The following is a 14,201-nucleotide window of genomic DNA, read 5'->3' on the forward strand; positions in this document are numbered from 1 at the left end:
ACCTGCCCCCGACAGCGCTAAGCGAGTTTATGGACTCGTGTGATGCACGGCGACAGGTTTACCAGTTGATGAGTGAGCACTTACGCCTGAACAAAGTCCGTTTTCGTCAACTGACCAGGCTGAGCGCCGGGGAACGGCTGGCGGGTTTTATTTATGACCTTGCGGTCCGCTATGGCTTTCAGGGCATTGTCATGCGGGACTTTCGGTTGCCAATGCTGCGGTGCGATATTGCAAACTACATTGGCGTCACGCCGGAAACGGTGACCCGGGAAATCATAAAGCTGGTCGATGCTGGCGCATTCCTGTTTAGCGGGAAACATGTTTCCGGGCTGCGACCTTCTGTGCTGGCCCAGCTGGCGGAGGTTGCTGAAGGCTCTCCTCATCGCAATGCAATAATAAATTAATAATTTGAAAGAGGTTCCTGAATGGATTTAGCGTGCCGTTGTGGCGAGTGTGGTTTTGATGAGAAACAGCGTGAAAGATTGCAACACTTCAGTCATGAAACGCTGCAGAGTATCATTGCAGACCTTGCCTGCAGCCATTCTCAGACCAGTGTTCTGTTGCGAAATAAATGGCTGACTGAACCACGGGATATCGTCATGACAGTCTCCTCAGAGTATGATAAAAGGACCCGTGAGGCGCTCGATTTCAGAAAGGAGAAAGAGGCTGATGCGTGGCAAAGGGATTTGTATTATGCGGTCCTTGCCCCTCTTGAAAATATTCCCGATGAACACCTCAGTCAGGCTGAGAAATTTATCATCAGATTATTTGAGGATGAGGAGAGATTGTGGGACATCACTGGTATTGGTGAAGTCTGGATATGGAGCAGTGCATTGCATGATATCTGGTTTCATGTGGTGCTTAAAAAAGCCAGGGGTAACCCAGATGTACTGAGAGAGAGCATTAATCTGATCCGCAATGCCAGAGTCTTTTACTCTTTGTTTAAAACTGATTTTCGGATTGACTTTATAAAAGACCAGTCTGTCAGAAATGTATTCATGGAGTTCATTTCATGACGACATGAATATATTCTGATTTCACTTTCTGTTCCGGTTGACAGGCTGTGATTCACTATTTGAATATAATAAATGAACAGGATGATATCCCCGAAAATATTATCCTGATTGAGTTATGTCCGCTTATTCAGAGGTAATTAATGAAGCATAACATCATCACCGATGTCCTGAAGATACCCCTGAGCCGTTTTATACATACCAGTCGGTGGGTGAGCGAGTATACTGAAGGTATCTGGCTTATAGCGACTCTTTGCAGCGTGGCGCTGTTATTCCTTGAATCAGGGGCACCTGATATCTTTCAGCGGACGGGAATTCACTTTCTGAGTTTTCAGCGAATTGAATATCTGTTTACCTTTATGTTCACCGTGGAATACGCCCTCCGCCTGGTCAGCAGCGCTCGCCCGTTGCGATATGTCATCAGCTTTTTTGGTATTATCGATCTTGTTACCCTTCTGCCTCTGTACATTCTCTGGATGTGGCCGGAAGTGGCGGTGGAATACCTGACGGCAATGAGGCTGTTGCGGGTGCTGCGGTTATTGCGGCTCGTCAAGGTGCTGCGTTATATCGATTCTGTTTCTTTGATCTGGGACACACTGTATTGCGCACGCCAGAAGCTACTGCTGTTCCTTGGTGGTGTGATGATCATGGTGTGTCTGTCGGGTGGGATGATGTATGTGATTGAGGGGCCTGAACATGGTTTTACCACCTTGCCGGTCTCCGTTTACTGGGCTGTTGTGACTATGACGACGGTGGGGTACGGTGATATTACTCCACACACGGTACCCGGCAGGTTACTGGCATCATTACTTATCCTGACGGGGTATTCGTTAATCGCGATCCCGACAGGGGTGATGAGTGCCTATATGAGCGAAATGTTGCAGCATCGTCGCAGGCAGCAATATTGTGGGGCATGCCACAGTAATGATCATGGTGACGATGCCCGGTTTTGTCAGCACTGTGGCGCACAACTGGGTTCTGCTGCGGGTGACCGTAAGAAAAAATGAGAGTCGATCCCCCGTTCATAACCTGAAGCAGCCCGGCTGAATGCAATAATTAGCCTGCCAGTCATTAATACTACAATCTGGAGTGCCGTTTGACAGTACCACTACCTAAACACCCAACTGAAGAACTTGCGCACCTGGCATGGTGTATCCTGGTGGCCGTTGGCCTTGCCAGGCTGGAAGGCAAAGCGCTTTCGGGGCTACAGATGCACATGTTCATCATGCAGTGGTTGCTGACGGCGCAGAAACGTAAGCTGTTTCCCCGAACGTTAGCATCGGACATCATCTGGCTGCAGGAGCAGGGTAAACGTTACGGGCCATCAGCGCGGCTTTACAGCAAGGTGGAGTACATCTGGCTTGCCAGCTCTGGCGAGCTTACGCAGCAGAGCACGCTGTTTCGCTTTACGTATATGATCGACACGCTCCGGACGATGGGCTGGATAGACTGGCTGGTTTCAGCAAAGGAATGGGAAGAAAAAGCCAAATTAGCGGGTGATGTGTGTGCGATCTACACCCCGAAAGACGGGCTGCATCAGGTGTTCACCGACAAGGGCGAACTCATCAAACCGATGGAGCTACGGCTTACTGGCGATATCAGCGGCATTCCTGCGCTTCTGGTACAATGTAATCTGCATGCTGAACGGTTGCCTGATGACGACGGATATGTCGTTTATCAACTATTGCCAGAACAGAGCTGATTTTACTGGGGATGCAGGTTAATGATTCGGGTTGACCATGCCTCTTTTTCCCAGGTGCGTCCATAGTCCAGATTGATGGTTCCGTTGCTTTGAGCCATCACGTTGAAGATGTAAGAAAATTCACCGCCACTGCCGACTACTTCAGGGGCCGTGGTTGGTGAGGGTGAGTATCCGGCAGACATCAGCATCACTGAATCAGGCATATGCCTTAACCCCCATGTTGCACCGGTTGTTGGATTAGCGGGCAGGGTAATGGAAAACGTGGCATCAACAGGGACTGAAATGGTCTCCGGCGCTTCAGATAAACATTGTTGTGCAGGCGCTTTGTTGTAATTACCGGTTATTACCGTGAAATAACCCGACGGACATTTGCAGAGAGAAAGGAGTGGCTTTGCTGGCTCAGCCGAAACAGAGGCAATTCCTGTACAGCACAGGGTGAGAAGGAAAAGCGTTATGGCCTGAATGTTTTTCATAATCCATCCGTTTTGTCTTATCTGTCGATTTTTTCGCAGAGAAAGTTTTCCACTTTGATTCTTTCACCAAATGATCTTCCCGCTTCTTTCGGAGAGTAGAAGAACGTTTCGCACTGTTCCAGTGTTAATTTCTTCGGTGAAAAGCGAGTCCAGGTAACGCGAGGGTTTCCCGGTTTAATAATCGTTGCGGTTATTTTATACAACGTGACTCTCCTTCGTGATCTTCGGTCCTGATGCTGACTGAATGGTTCGTACTAACATTCTTTCTGGCCTGTTACCGATACAGATGGTCCTCAGGGTGCACGATGATGGCTGCAGAAGTTATCCTGTTATCGGGACGGCAGCGGGGGCTTGTAAAGTCGCCGGAAGCATTCCTGACGGTAGCGATGAATTGTTATCACCAGGCTCCCTGTGCTAAACAAAACCAGTTGTGCGGTATCAGGTGAAAATTTTTGTTAAGAGGGTGATGAATTGTGAAGAAATTACTGGTGATGGCTGTATTACTGGGCATGTCCGCATCAGCACTGGCTGCGGATATCTACTCTCCGGCGAGCGGCGTTGTGTGTGATAAAAAAGCCGGGTATTGCGTTGATAACCAGGGGATTGCGATGGGCCTGACGGCGTTGTATCTGGGGAAAACCGCAGAGGATAACCTGCAGAAGTCATTCGGTGATGGTGTCAGCGTCGATTTGAGCGAATATACGTTCAGTAACGGGGTGCATTGTGATTCTAAGGAACGGCAGTGTTACACAGATCGCTTTTATCCACGAACACCAGACAAAAAAGAAAACATACTGACACAGAAGATATTTGGTAAGGCGCATCAGGGGAAATAAATCCTTAAAATACTGTGCATTTATTGCCAGAAAGCACCTCCCGTTGCTAAGGATTATTTGTCCATTCGTATAACGGAGAAACTTAGCTATGCGCATATTACCAGTTACGCTTCTTGTCTGCAGTTTCATTCTGAGTGCCGGGGCGATGGCAGCGTCCCCGGCAAAGAAAGATGCACAATCTTTAGTCGATATTCAACAAACTACAGATGCCCCTGCCTCAAAGAAAGTTGTACGCTCCCGTAAACCAAAGGCTGACGATGCCATTTCTCAGCCAGCAGATACGCTCCCGGTAGCTGTGCGGGATAAAAGCGGCCGGTTTGTGAAAAAACAAAACCCGCTGCCGGTACCTGAGAAAAAGGCTACCCCTGTTCAGGTTCCGGCAAAAAAAATAAAGTCAGCACCAGCAGCGGTGCCAGACGCGGTTGAATCTGGTGCTACCGCACGGTGTAAAGATGGTTCGTTCAGTCACAGCAAGCAACACAGTGGCTCCTGCTCGCGTCATGGTGGCGTGGCGCAATGGCTGGCGGAATAACGGAGGGAGAGAGCATGGGTATTCTGAACAACATTCTGGGGCGTTTTTTCCAGGGAACTGACTTACATCCAAATCTGGTGGCATTTTTATCGTGGGTACAGGAAGAGGGCGGGTTTCCGGCGCTGTTGGCGCGGTTTAAGGCGCTGGAGGCAAATGGACTGACGGCTGAAAATCTTACTCCTGAGCATATCAGCAGCTTGTTCAGTGCCGATGAGTTGTCTTCACTGGCACAGCATATGGGGATTTCTCAGGGGGAAGTGACCGGCTGGATTAGTGCCCATCTGCCAGCCGTATTACAGCATTTGTCTCCCGAAGCGCATCAACTGGGCGGCAGCAATATGCTGGATATGGCTCTGTCGATTCTTCGTGAGCGCATGAAGTGATTATTAGCTCTCCCTGAACCAACAAAATACTCAGGGAGAGCTATTCACACCAGCCCTCAGGAAGAGGACAAGATTCAGTAGTAGTACACGTACGGCTTAGTGCGATGAGGGAACAGGATCCCATCGGGATCGGCACCCTTCATTATTCGCCCTAAAGCAACAGCCTCCTTTGCACGACGTGGCCGGGTCATAAACAGACGCGTCCAGGCTGACGGGCAATGGCAGGGGTTCCAGTCCGGCCAGAGCCCTGAGGTGCGATTGCGGTGGTGCATCATCCTGCCGTCGCATCCCGGATAACCAACATGGCAATGTGGTTTGGGTTTACCGTGACGATCACGGTCCCTTCGTGTATTAAAAACAGACATTTAAGGTTCCTGATTGTGGATAGTTACCTCATCTGCCCTCCTTACGTATTTTTTGCACGTGCCCGTCGCTCCTGCATACCTGGCCCATACCAGTCACGCTGGTGCCCACACAGCCAGCAGGAACAACTGCACGGGGTTTTATAATGGCGGCCCAGATGTTCCGGGCTACCGTCACCATTTGCGTTGTCGTGTCGTCTTTTCAGTTTCATTCGACGCATCTGGTGGCGTCGTTCTGCACGGGTTTTTACCATCGTCTTTCCTCATATTGAGCGCGGTCGTCAACCGCGCGGCTATGAGGAGATTCATTTCCGGGGACAGGGCGTACATTTTTAACTTACTCGCTTTGTCATGTTGATTGGTTTGCAGTGGATCTCGTCAGAATAACGGACACGTGCCGGTATGTCAGAAACCCAGTTGCATTCCCTGTGAGCACGAAAATCTGAAATGGCGGCCTCAATCACACCCCGGTCTAATACATCCGACTCAACTATCATTCGCAAGCCAGTCCCGGCAGCGTATCCCGGCAAGATTCGGTAACCGCAGTAAACCGGGGGCGGATTATCACGTATAATCGCCTGAGCCCGTTTATCAACAAAATTACCGATGGTCATTCCGTCAAGTTGCGGGTCATTCAGCTCAGGCCTCCGGAGCAATGTATAGCTGATGATTTTGCCATTGGCATCGATGTTCGGAATTGTACTAAAATGCGTTGCCTGATACTGGTCTTCAGTATGCAGTCCTGACATGGCTTCCCTGAACGCAGCATCTTCCACGGCATCGGCAAAGGCTACACTCGCCGTGATAATCTCTGCATTCCAGAAAACAGCCGGATCATGGCCGAGAAACACGATATCGCTCCAGGTCCAGTTGCCACTGGCAACTGACTGGTCATGATCGCATTCGTCATAGAAGATGCCACCCCAGGTACCGCGTTCACGGTATCTGAGGGTTTTAATTTTGAGAGTGGCAGCCCGACGTTTTCGACGCGAAAGGGAGGAGAATGGCGTATGTTTGCGGCCCATGGTTATCTCTGCCAATTTTCGCCGGGGGAAATCCGACTAAACAGGATACTTGAAACGGTATGAAAGTGGAACATTTTTGTGGTTCTGTTGCATATATCTGATTTTCTAGTTGTCTGATCGTTGCCACGATGGGGCAATTTACCCTGACGTTGCTCGTGGGGCATTCATTGAAAAAATTTATGGGAAAAGGCTAAGAGAGCAGTAATGAAGCCAATTAGGATGCCATTGACCCGCTGTCTGGTGGGGAGAGGCGTGAAGCGAAAATAGCCGACAGAAGCTGATGTGGTCATTTACCGTATCCTTCTTGCTGTTAACACAAGATGGCACCCGTCTCGAAGAGAAAAATACGCCTTGCGGTCTGGAGATAGCGGGTCAAGATCAGTCCGGAAGAGGTACTCAGTGCAACTGAATTGGGGTTATCTGGAATAAGCGATAGTGCTACCTGAACGTGAACTAAAGAGCGAAGTCCGAACGGCTGTAACCCGTTGGACTTCTTTACTTATTCATTTGAGTAAGAGGTAACCAGAAGTGTGGCATTCTCCGAAGCCGCATTGTACGCCGACTGATATAAAATTAACCGCACCAATAACGACGACATAAAAACAGAGTATCGTTGCCAGCACCCGAAGTAATGGTAATGGTGTCATCGACTGCGGCATACTGCTGCCCCAGATAATTAACTGAAATGCGAACGCAATTAATAGCGCGACTGAAATCAGAACTGACCAGACTGGCATATGTAAGCCAAAGACTAAACTGCCTATATACTCATGTCCAGGGCGAGGATAGATATCGTTTAATGTCTGCCGCACTGACACAATCAGCAGGAAGAGAGAGAAAATCATACTCAGGCCTGTATTGCAGTATGAGAAACCATGCCGGAACTGAAGAATAATACTAAAGCAAACACCGAACATTGCAACGCGCTGAAGAAGGCATAACTGGCAGGGGATTTCGCCGTCAATATACTGAAGCAACATTGCTGTGGTGAGGATGGCTGCGATAACAGCAATCATCCCCAGAAGATAAATAGATAGTAGTACTGCTGATATTTTATGATCTGCAGGGGGATTATTCGCATTAATCATCTTCATGCAATATCTCCATTGGCAATTAATCCTGTCGCATTAAAGTCAGGTTGCTGAAATGGTGCTATGACCTTTACCTGAATCCATGGCATCCGGAAGCCATCTTCAGGGCTGTATATATCCCAGAGAAATTGTTTAACACTCAACGCCAGGCAGATGATTATTAATAATGTTGCTACCATCTTGCGTCCAAAATATGCGAAAAGTAACGAAAGTGCCATAACCGTGAAAACAATAAGCATTGCTGGTCTCCTTTGCTTAACATTATACGTTCAGATCAGGTACATAGCGTTCATGGCAAAAGTGGAACGCTAATTTGCCACTATAAGCCCTGAAGACCTCACGATTGAGAGGTGGCGCAGCAAATGGCTGGTAGGATGGCTATTGCTGCGCCATGTCTGATTCCTGACAAATCAGACACTACAACAATCGAAACGGTAGTGTTGAGGGGTCAATGGGGGATATGCTAATTTGGGGGGATTAGCCCCTCTTGTTTGCTCCACTCGGTGATGCTGATGTGTCGGGCCAGCTTGATGTAATGGTCAAAAAAGAAAATAACGTGAAAAGGACGCCCGGCTACGAAGGCTGGGCGTCTGGATTTATGTCACAGCCACTGAAAGCTATTCATATTAACTATCCAGGTAGAGCTCCCGCCAGATTCTTTGCCGAAACACTGCTGGTGGATTGTCCTGCCACCTTTGGTTGTGGCTCTGTAGTGGTTACCATCACAGGTGGAGTAGAGCCCGGCTGGATGTTCAGAAACGATGACAGCATTGTACGCAAGGTTTCCGGGCTCGTATTGTCAGCCAGCAGTGCCGAAAGTACCGACGGCAACCGGCGGTCAATTTCTTCCAGCGCGATACCGGGCAGTAACGCCGTTCGTGATAACTCACCGCGATCACCCCGGTGAAGCGCATCTATCCTTGCATCCGCAAAGCGCTTGCTGGCATGTGTGGCAGGGCGCAGATAAATCAGTACTTTTCTTCGGTTCATTACCCACTCCATCAGCCAATGGCTTTGAGAGCATCCACCAGTGCGAAATGAGGAGCCTGTGCGATAAAGAAACGATCTTCAAGCAGAATGAATGCTATCATCCAACAGGCAGGCCCCACCATTTACGATTTGAGCGGCCCCGATAAACACCCGACAGTAAAATAAGAGATAGGTTTAAACATATGTCTAATACTGGCTCTAATTTTGAGATGACAGGAATACTGCTGGGCAGGAGCTCCGTAAGCGTAAGACTCCGCAGGAAAAGATTGCTATTATTTAGCAGACCATGGAGCTGGGGATGACCGTCTACCATGTTGCTCGTCTGCATGGCATTCAACCCAGCCAGCTATTTAAGTGCGAATTCTGCTCTGATCGAACCTCTTTTCTCGTGGAATGTCGATCAGCGATTCGTTTAGGACGATAAGTTGCTTTTTTCTTGGCTTTTAATCTTTTCCCAACGAGCTAAATCCATGTCCCAAATTGATAAGTAATCATCAATATAAAGATTAATAGCGTTTTCGGTTAAATTTTTATCTCTCCCCATTAGGCGCAATTTATTTTGTATTTGATATAGCTTTAGCAAAGTCCATTTTTGTCGTTCCCATTGTTCTTGATAGGAAAAATGTGATTCAAGACCAACAGTTAAAGTTAAAAGTGCGCTTGTTATTAATGAAGGTGTAGAAAGATTAATATGACCATTGCTTATACCAACTAAGATAGTTGTAAGAGCAGCGAAAGATAGGCTCAATAGTTTAAGAACATTCGCTTTTCTTTTGGTGGTTTTGACTTTTGCTTTCATTTTTAATATTTTTTCATCAACTTCATTCAATAAAACAGTTAAGTTTTGATTCATTATTTACCCATGATTAACATGATTTCATTCAAATCATTTTCTGAAAATGGCCATTTATTTCTAAATATCTGTGGTTTTTTATCAACCATAAATAAGCAAAAAATAATAGCGGCACTTTGTTTTATATAACTTCCGGTTATACAGTCAGAGTTGATTTTTTCAGAAAAATATTCCTTATAACCTTGGTTAATATCAAAATATGTCTGGTATGTTTTGAATAGTGGTTCATTTAACGTATCGAAGTAAACATTTAAAATATGATATAGGATTTTGTCTTTTACCTTTTTATTATAATTTAGATTGATATGGCAACTCATGGATATGGAATGGTTGGCCCACTTTTCTATTTTAAAGTTGCTTTTTTTGAGTTCATTTTTTGCTAACAGAAATAGCTCATCAGTGGACTCCATTAATGCTATGGTTCTTGCCATCCTCCGTTTAATATCAGAAGATGGTTTGGCTTTACATTTATATACCGAATCATGTGATACTTCAGCATATGCATGTTGAAGAAGCGTTCTCACTTGGATTTCACATGGAGTACCTATTGGTATTACTGTGTTTTCATGTATTGATATAGGCTCTAAGTTTTTAACCACATAATGAACGGATTGATAATCAAATAAATATGGTTTTTCTTCTTTTTCTTTTAAAAAATCTCGGTCATCAGAGTATTCCCATATTGGGCAGCCTTCGATTATATCTTTTATTATTGGGATATCATCTGTCAAAAGAACAACAAATCTTACGCCAACTTTATCTGTTATATCTTTGTAGGGGTTGTTATAATTTTTAGATCTGTAAAATGCCTTTTCAATAAGTGATGAAATATCTTTTAATCTGTATGATGGGGTGATTTTTAAAATAGACTCAATATCTTTTTGTGCTAAACAATCGTTGATTTGCTGAAGGACGAGTTCACCCCAAGAGGAATAAATGATCTTCTCTCGTTCAAAAGTTTCGATAAACTCGTCTACCTCATTCATACCTTAGCTCCCTATTAAATAACCATTTATTTTTACTATGGTGAATGCATCATTACGCTCAATTATTTTACAGGGGCTATCACCATTTATCGAAGGGTAAATTATTTTGACTTCATTGCTAAATTTAAATGTTGAATTTTTTATTTTGTTTTTAATCAAAGAGTCATCTTTTTTGAATGATGATATTACTGAATCTTTTTCTTCACAATAAGAAATGTAATCATCACGTTTATCAACAGCCATGTATTTCTCTGAAAAATCATTTGTTCCAATAATCTCTGATTGCTCTGTTTTAAGGTATATCCTTAGTGCGCTTGAAAGGTCTATTCTCTCTTCAATTGATTCGCAATTTTCATTAATATAACTCTCTGTAATTTCATAAAAACTTCTTGTTAATCGGCTAGAGTCGGCTGAAATGGAAAGGCCTAAAAAACCTTTATAAAAATAAGCCGCTGCACCTGAATCATCTTTAGATGTCAGATTATTATCAAATAAATAAACCTCATGAAATTTTTTATTTGCAGTAGGCGAGCGTGTTATTTCAGAAAAGAAAGCAACTTTATAAAGTTTTTGTTCGGGTGTTAATATTAAGTTATTTAAATAATCGATTGTGGCAACATTATCTTTTAACGTGGAAGTGAACCCTTCATGTAGTTCAGCTTTGATTATTGCGACAGCCCTTGATTTTTTGGTAATACCATATGAACACCTGACTACGACGAGAACACCTTCAGGATGCTTTTTGCTGGTTTGTGCCTTACCTAACTTGTCGGCTATATCTTTGCTTTTCGATACAAAAACGTCTTCGCCAGCATTATGCAAGGCATGAATTTTATCAAGTGGATCATCTTCAACTATGTCCATCTCAATACATTTTGAGCCCCTAGACAAAACTTTGGTCAGTCTTTGCTCAAGAGTCAGTTTTGCCTTCCCTGACAAGGGGATAATGTTATTTGAATGTTCAACAGCAAAATGGGACTGCTGACCAGGTAGGTAGATCCTATGGATGATCAAATCGGTTATGTTTAGGTTTATTAAATTCAGTGGGCTTTTTATCACTATTTTATCCTTGTCAATCAATTGGTTAGCTTTCGAGGGAAACTTCCTCGTCTACATAATACCATATTCAATCAATAACATAGGAGTACTCCCAAAATCATAACCGTTTTCCGAAAGGTGCAGGTCCATAGAACAGAGCAGTGTGTCATAGCATAAAGAAACTGTTTATTTATACAGTTAAATGTATGAGGAGGCAATAACAACCTAGTTTCTTAGATTTTTTCGGTTGTTCTGCTCAATCCGATAGATCTGTTTTGAACTGCTAGAAGATGTAGCCTTTTCACATATCAATGGCCTTATATCTCTGTACTTGAATATAATCTCCCCCTACTGCATCCGATTTGCTCTTTTAGCAAGATACTTGGCACGAATGTAAGCGGCTATAATCTCATCTTTCTTCGAGTGATCAAGTACCCCCTCAAGATCTTTCGTTCTGAACTTACCTGATTCTTATGCTGCTGTCAGAATCGCTGATCGACGTTCCTCGCGAAAACGTGATTGACCAGAGCAGAGCTGAATACGCAAAGGAGACAGACTTAAAGGATTTACTGCAGGGTTTGATACTGATATTTGCTCACCTCAGATTAAATAATATAATAGTTTATTTAAAATAAAATCATGGATTGGGTTTGGGTGGGGAGCTGAAGGAAATGCTTATGAAAGAGAAGACGCCCAACCATGAAGGTTGAGCGTCCAGAGGGCACTACATCACTCTTTATTTTCCGTCCCGTTTATCAGACCGTCAATGTGGTCAGCGTACCACTGCATCATCTCGCGTCGATTATCAAGGTATTGGGCATGATTGTAGGTTCCACGAATACTGTTCTTATCCACGTGGGCAAGCTGCATTTCGATCCATGCAGTGTTGAACCCATGCTCATGCAAGATGGTACTCATTGTGTGGCGAAAACCATGACCGGTTGCTCTCCCGTCGTAGCCGATGCGTTTGAGGACCATGTTGATACTGGCTTCACTCATTGGTTTATTGATATCGCATCGTCCGGGAAATAGCAGTCGATACTGTCCGGTATACACCTGTAATTCGTGCAGGATTGCCATCACCTGTTTTGACAATGGTACCAGATGAATACGCCTTCCTTTCATGCGTTCTTCCGGTACAACCCACTGAGCATTGTCGAAATCGAATTCAGACCATTCTGCGGCTCGTAACTCTATCGTCCTGACGCCAGTTAACATTAATAGCCTGGTTGCCATACGGACGACAGGGCTGCCATGATACTCAGAGAGCTTTGTAAGAAGAGCCGGGAGTTCATTTTCTTGCAGGTGAGGGAAATGTTTTGTTTTCGGCGCTGTCAGCGTGCTGGTCAGTTCTGAGGCGGGGTTAATCGTGGCTCGTCCGGTTGCGATGGCATAGCGGAATATTTGATTGCAGTACTGCCTGACTTTGCGTAGTTTTTCCAGAGAACCACGTTTTTCAATCAGACGAAGCACCTCCAGCATCTCCAGAGGAAGGATCTCTGCAACCGGACGTCTACCCACATAAGGAAAGATATCCTTACCCAGCGCTTCCAGGACGCTCTCAGCGTAGTCTTCTGACCATGAGGCAGACTTATACGTATGCCATTCCATAGCAATCGTTTTGAACGTGTTCTCGACGGAGATTTTTCGTGAGAGTTTTTCCAGTTGCTTTTTCTCACTGGGATCTCCACCTTCGGCAATAACCTTTCTGGCTTCGTCACGTTTAAGTCTGGCGTCAGCGAGAGTAACTTCGGGATACACGCCAATCGACAGCTTTTTCTCTTTGCCAGCGATACGGTATTTCATACGCCAGTAACGTGCACCGCTGGTTTTGACCAGCAGGAACAAACCGCGCTCATCACTGAGTTTATAGTCTTTCTCTTTAGGCTTGGCAGTCTCTACCTGCCTGGCTGTGAGTGCCATATGGGGGCCTCTAAAAACGATCTAACACGATGAGCCCCCATGCGAGCCCCCAACGGATACTTGATTGAGGAAGAACCCGGTTGAGTTCAGTGGAGTTCAAAGTGTTAATAATGGTTGTATGGGTATGATTATACTTGAGTTTCGTGGAGTTTTGGAGGCAACCATAGAAGTGAAAGTGGTGCCCGGACTCGGAATCGACCTTTCAATCTATATTGTTGTTTTTGTTTGTTATTGTTTGGTTTGATAAAGTTGATACCTCCATTGGTACCTCGTAATGGTTTCGCTGGTTGTTGGCGGGAGTTTCAGAAGAGAAAGGTTACTGATTTGGGGCTATCTGAAATCATGGATTCGATTCCTTCATTCGATTCCCGATTAATCTGTGGATGATACCTCTGACGAGAGCAAAATCAAAGGTCATCCAACGGCTGATGGTCACCTGGTTCTGCAAGTACCCTGTTGATATCACGGGACCCATGAACGATGCGCTCGATACGAACTTCCGTGTCCAATACTCTGAACAGAAGCAGGTAACGGCCATAAGCAGATCCCCTGATTCCACTCCCCAGTTCAGGCCTTTCTCTGTAGAGTGCTGGTGTTTCTGCTATCAGCAGGCATTGTTGATACAGTTCTTCGGTAAAGCTGAGTGCGCGTACAGGGTTATCCTGCGCAATCCAGTCACCGATGGCTTCAAGATCAAGCTCTGCCAGTGGTGAGATACCCAGTTTCATTTTGTCTGGGTACCTGCGGCCATGGTTTTGTATTTGTGAGTCAGGCGACCAAATACTTCTTCAGCGCTTTTGCTTTCACCGCTGTTGATACCTACGATGATTGCTTCCTGAAGTGATTCGAGTTTCATTTGCTGCTCTCGCTCTTCCAGGGCACGAAGTCCTGCCCGGATAACTTCACTGGTGTTGTTATAGCGTCCACTTTCTATCTGCTCACGAATAAACGCTTCAAAATGAGGGGTAAGGGCGACACTGGTTGGCATGATGAT

At 45.4% G+C, this 14,201-nt stretch carries 20 protein-coding genes and 2 pseudogenes; 8 read left to right on the forward strand and 14 right to left on the reverse strand.

Going from position 1 to position 14,201, the window contains the following annotated elements; genetic code table 11:
* The 4 genes from AAIR21_RS24510 to AAIR21_RS24525 all read left to right on the forward strand — a co-directional run.
* Positions 1-404, forward strand: a 404-nt coding sequence (locus AAIR21_RS24510; protein ID WP_434682459.1) for a helix-turn-helix domain-containing protein, incomplete at its 5' end; no start/stop codon positions are given.
* Positions 405-425: 21 nt separating this feature from the next.
* On the forward strand, positions 426-1,016 hold the full coding sequence (locus AAIR21_RS24515) for a hypothetical protein (protein ID WP_434682460.1): 591 nt from the start codon (positions 426-428) through the stop codon (positions 1,014-1,016).
* Between the two features lie 140 nt (positions 1,017-1,156).
* Positions 1,157-2,020, forward strand: a complete 864-nt coding sequence (locus AAIR21_RS24520; protein ID WP_434682461.1) for an ion transporter — start codon at positions 1,157-1,159, stop codon at positions 2,018-2,020.
* A gap of 89 nt (positions 2,021-2,109) precedes the next feature.
* Entirely contained in the window at positions 2,110-2,715 is a 606-nt protein-coding gene (locus tag AAIR21_RS24525) for a DUF2913 family protein (protein ID WP_434682462.1), read from the forward strand.
* Positions 2,716-2,717: 2 nt separating this feature from the next.
* Here AAIR21_RS24525 and AAIR21_RS24530 read toward each other — a convergent pair whose 3' ends face one another.
* Together AAIR21_RS24530 and AAIR21_RS24535 are read right to left on the reverse strand one after the other, a co-directional pair.
* Complete coding sequence (locus AAIR21_RS24530) at positions 2,718-3,188, reverse strand: protease inhibitor I42 family protein (RefSeq protein WP_434682463.1); 471 nt, start codon at positions 3,186-3,188, stop codon at positions 2,718-2,720.
* 17 nt (positions 3,189-3,205) lie between these two features.
* Complete coding sequence (locus AAIR21_RS24535; protein ID WP_072091987.1) at positions 3,206-3,391, reverse strand: DUF1187 family protein; 186 nt, start codon at positions 3,389-3,391, stop codon at positions 3,206-3,208.
* Between the two features lie 270 nt (positions 3,392-3,661).
* Here AAIR21_RS24535 and AAIR21_RS24540 point away from each other — a divergent pair, with 270 nt between their 5' ends.
* The 3 genes from AAIR21_RS24540 (at position 3,662) to AAIR21_RS24550 (ending at position 4,939) form a co-directional block, all read left to right on the forward strand.
* Positions 3,662-4,024, forward strand: coding sequence for a YcgJ family protein (locus tag AAIR21_RS24540; RefSeq protein ID WP_434682464.1), 363 nt, complete (start codon positions 3,662-3,664; stop codon positions 4,022-4,024).
* A gap of 88 nt (positions 4,025-4,112) precedes the next feature.
* Positions 4,113-4,556, forward strand: a complete 444-nt coding sequence (locus AAIR21_RS24545; protein ID WP_434682465.1) for a DUF3761 domain-containing protein — start codon at positions 4,113-4,115, stop codon at positions 4,554-4,556.
* Positions 4,557-4,570: 14 nt separating this feature from the next.
* Positions 4,571-4,939 (forward strand): YidB family protein, encoded by a 369-nt coding sequence (locus tag AAIR21_RS24550; RefSeq protein WP_434682466.1) that lies wholly within the window; start codon positions 4,571-4,573, stop codon positions 4,937-4,939.
* Positions 4,940-5,345: 406 nt separating this feature from the next.
* Here AAIR21_RS24550 and AAIR21_RS24555 read toward each other — a convergent pair whose 3' ends face one another.
* From AAIR21_RS24555 to AAIR21_RS24575, 5 genes are all read right to left on the reverse strand, one after another.
* Positions 5,346-5,555, reverse strand: coding sequence for a hypothetical protein (locus AAIR21_RS24555; RefSeq protein ID WP_434682467.1), 210 nt, complete (start codon positions 5,553-5,555; stop codon positions 5,346-5,348).
* Between the two features lie 78 nt (positions 5,556-5,633).
* Complete coding sequence (locus AAIR21_RS24560; RefSeq protein WP_434682468.1) at positions 5,634-6,326, reverse strand: hypothetical protein; 693 nt, start codon at positions 6,324-6,326, stop codon at positions 5,634-5,636.
* Between the two features lie 503 nt (positions 6,327-6,829).
* On the reverse strand, positions 6,830-7,420 hold the full coding sequence (locus AAIR21_RS24565) for a disulfide bond formation protein B (protein WP_434682469.1): 591 nt from the start codon (positions 7,418-7,420) through the stop codon (positions 6,830-6,832).
* Positions 7,417-7,656: a hypothetical protein gene (locus AAIR21_RS24570; RefSeq protein WP_434682470.1), complete on the reverse strand. Its 240-nt coding sequence runs from the start codon at positions 7,654-7,656 to the stop codon at positions 7,417-7,419. The genes AAIR21_RS24565 and AAIR21_RS24570 overlap by 4 nt, the downstream gene beginning before the upstream one ends.
* 391 nt (positions 7,657-8,047) lie before the next feature.
* Positions 8,048-8,407, reverse strand: a complete 360-nt coding sequence (locus tag AAIR21_RS24575; protein ID WP_434682471.1) for a plasmid partitioning/stability family protein — start codon at positions 8,405-8,407, stop codon at positions 8,048-8,050.
* Between the two features lie 209 nt (positions 8,408-8,616).
* Here AAIR21_RS24575 and AAIR21_RS24580 point away from each other — a divergent pair.
* Positions 8,617-8,762: pseudogene (locus AAIR21_RS24580) on the forward strand (transposase); the annotation flags it as partial.
* Between the two features lie 57 nt (positions 8,763-8,819).
* On the opposite strand, the gene AAIR21_RS24585 reads toward AAIR21_RS24580, so the two are convergent.
* The 7 genes and pseudogenes from AAIR21_RS24585 to AAIR21_RS24615 all read right to left on the reverse strand — a co-directional run bounded on the left by AAIR21_RS24585 (position 8,820) and on the right by AAIR21_RS24615 (position 14,195).
* A complete protein-coding gene (locus AAIR21_RS24585; protein ID WP_434682472.1) occupies positions 8,820-9,260 on the reverse strand; it encodes an SLATT domain-containing protein in 441 nt (146 codons plus the stop codon).
* Positions 9,260-10,246, reverse strand: a complete 987-nt coding sequence (locus tag AAIR21_RS24590; RefSeq protein ID WP_434682473.1) for a GTP pyrophosphokinase — start codon at positions 10,244-10,246, stop codon at positions 9,260-9,262. The genes AAIR21_RS24585 and AAIR21_RS24590 overlap by 1 nt, the downstream gene beginning before the upstream one ends.
* Before the next feature lie 3 nt (positions 10,247-10,249).
* Positions 10,250-11,305, reverse strand: coding sequence for a nucleoid-associated protein (locus tag AAIR21_RS24595; protein WP_434682474.1), 1,056 nt, complete (start codon positions 11,303-11,305; stop codon positions 10,250-10,252).
* A 280-nt stretch (positions 11,306-11,585) separates the two neighbouring features.
* Positions 11,586-11,755: pseudogene (locus AAIR21_RS24600) on the reverse strand (integrase); the annotation flags it as partial.
* Positions 11,756-12,013: 258 nt separating this feature from the next.
* The gene (locus AAIR21_RS24605) at positions 12,014-13,207 is read right to left on the reverse strand and encodes a tyrosine-type recombinase/integrase (RefSeq protein ID WP_434682475.1); all 1,194 of its coding nucleotides are present in this window, start codon (positions 13,205-13,207) and stop codon (positions 12,014-12,016) included.
* A 407-nt stretch (positions 13,208-13,614) separates the two neighbouring features.
* Positions 13,615-13,935, reverse strand: coding sequence for a type II toxin-antitoxin system RelE/ParE family toxin (locus tag AAIR21_RS24610; RefSeq protein ID WP_434682476.1), 321 nt, complete (start codon positions 13,933-13,935; stop codon positions 13,615-13,617).
* Positions 13,932-14,195, reverse strand: coding sequence for a type II toxin-antitoxin system ParD family antitoxin (locus AAIR21_RS24615; protein WP_434682477.1), 264 nt, complete (start codon positions 14,193-14,195; stop codon positions 13,932-13,934). Before AAIR21_RS24615 ends, AAIR21_RS24610 begins: the two co-directional genes overlap by 4 nt.
* Between the last annotated feature and the right edge of the window lie 6 nt (positions 14,196-14,201).

This window comes from Enterobacter sp. PTB, from assembly GCF_051130085.1.
Taxonomy (GTDB): domain Bacteria; phylum Pseudomonadota; class Gammaproteobacteria; order Enterobacterales; family Enterobacteriaceae; genus Enterobacter; species Enterobacter ludwigii.

Coding starts and splice junctions, on each gene's coding strand:
- AAIR21_RS24515 (WP_434682460.1), top strand. CDS start 426: ATGGATTTAGCGTGCCGTTGTGGCGAGTGTGGTTTTGATGAGAAACAG.
- AAIR21_RS24520 (WP_434682461.1), top strand. CDS start 1,157: ATGAAGCATAACATCATCACCGATGTCCTGAAGATACCCCTGAGCCGT.
- AAIR21_RS24530 (WP_434682463.1), bottom strand. CDS start 3,188: ATGAAAAACATTCAGGCCATAACGCTTTTCCTTCTCACCCTGTGCTGT.
- AAIR21_RS24545 (WP_434682465.1), top strand. CDS start 4,113: ATGCGCATATTACCAGTTACGCTTCTTGTCTGCAGTTTCATTCTGAGT.
- AAIR21_RS24550 (WP_434682466.1), top strand. CDS start 4,571: ATGGGTATTCTGAACAACATTCTGGGGCGTTTTTTCCAGGGAACTGAC.
- AAIR21_RS24555 (WP_434682467.1), bottom strand. CDS start 5,555: ATGGTAAAAACCCGTGCAGAACGACGCCACCAGATGCGTCGAATGAAA.
- AAIR21_RS24560 (WP_434682468.1), bottom strand. CDS start 6,326: ATGGGCCGCAAACATACGCCATTCTCCTCCCTTTCGCGTCGAAAACGT.
- AAIR21_RS24565 (WP_434682469.1), bottom strand. CDS start 7,420: ATGAAGATGATTAATGCGAATAATCCCCCTGCAGATCATAAAATATCA.
- AAIR21_RS24570 (WP_434682470.1), bottom strand. CDS start 7,656: ATGCTTATTGTTTTCACGGTTATGGCACTTTCGTTACTTTTCGCATAT.
- AAIR21_RS24575 (WP_434682471.1), bottom strand. CDS start 8,407: ATGAACCGAAGAAAAGTACTGATTTATCTGCGCCCTGCCACACATGCC.
- AAIR21_RS24585 (WP_434682472.1), bottom strand. CDS start 9,260: ATGAATCAAAACTTAACTGTTTTATTGAATGAAGTTGATGAAAAAATA.
- AAIR21_RS24590 (WP_434682473.1), bottom strand. CDS start 10,246: ATGAATGAGGTAGACGAGTTTATCGAAACTTTTGAACGAGAGAAGATC.
- AAIR21_RS24605 (WP_434682475.1), bottom strand. CDS start 13,207: ATGGCACTCACAGCCAGGCAGGTAGAGACTGCCAAGCCTAAAGAGAAA.
- AAIR21_RS24610 (WP_434682476.1), bottom strand. CDS start 13,935: ATGAAACTGGGTATCTCACCACTGGCAGAGCTTGATCTTGAAGCCATC.
- AAIR21_RS24615 (WP_434682477.1), bottom strand. CDS start 14,195: ATGCCAACCAGTGTCGCCCTTACCCCTCATTTTGAAGCGTTTATTCGT.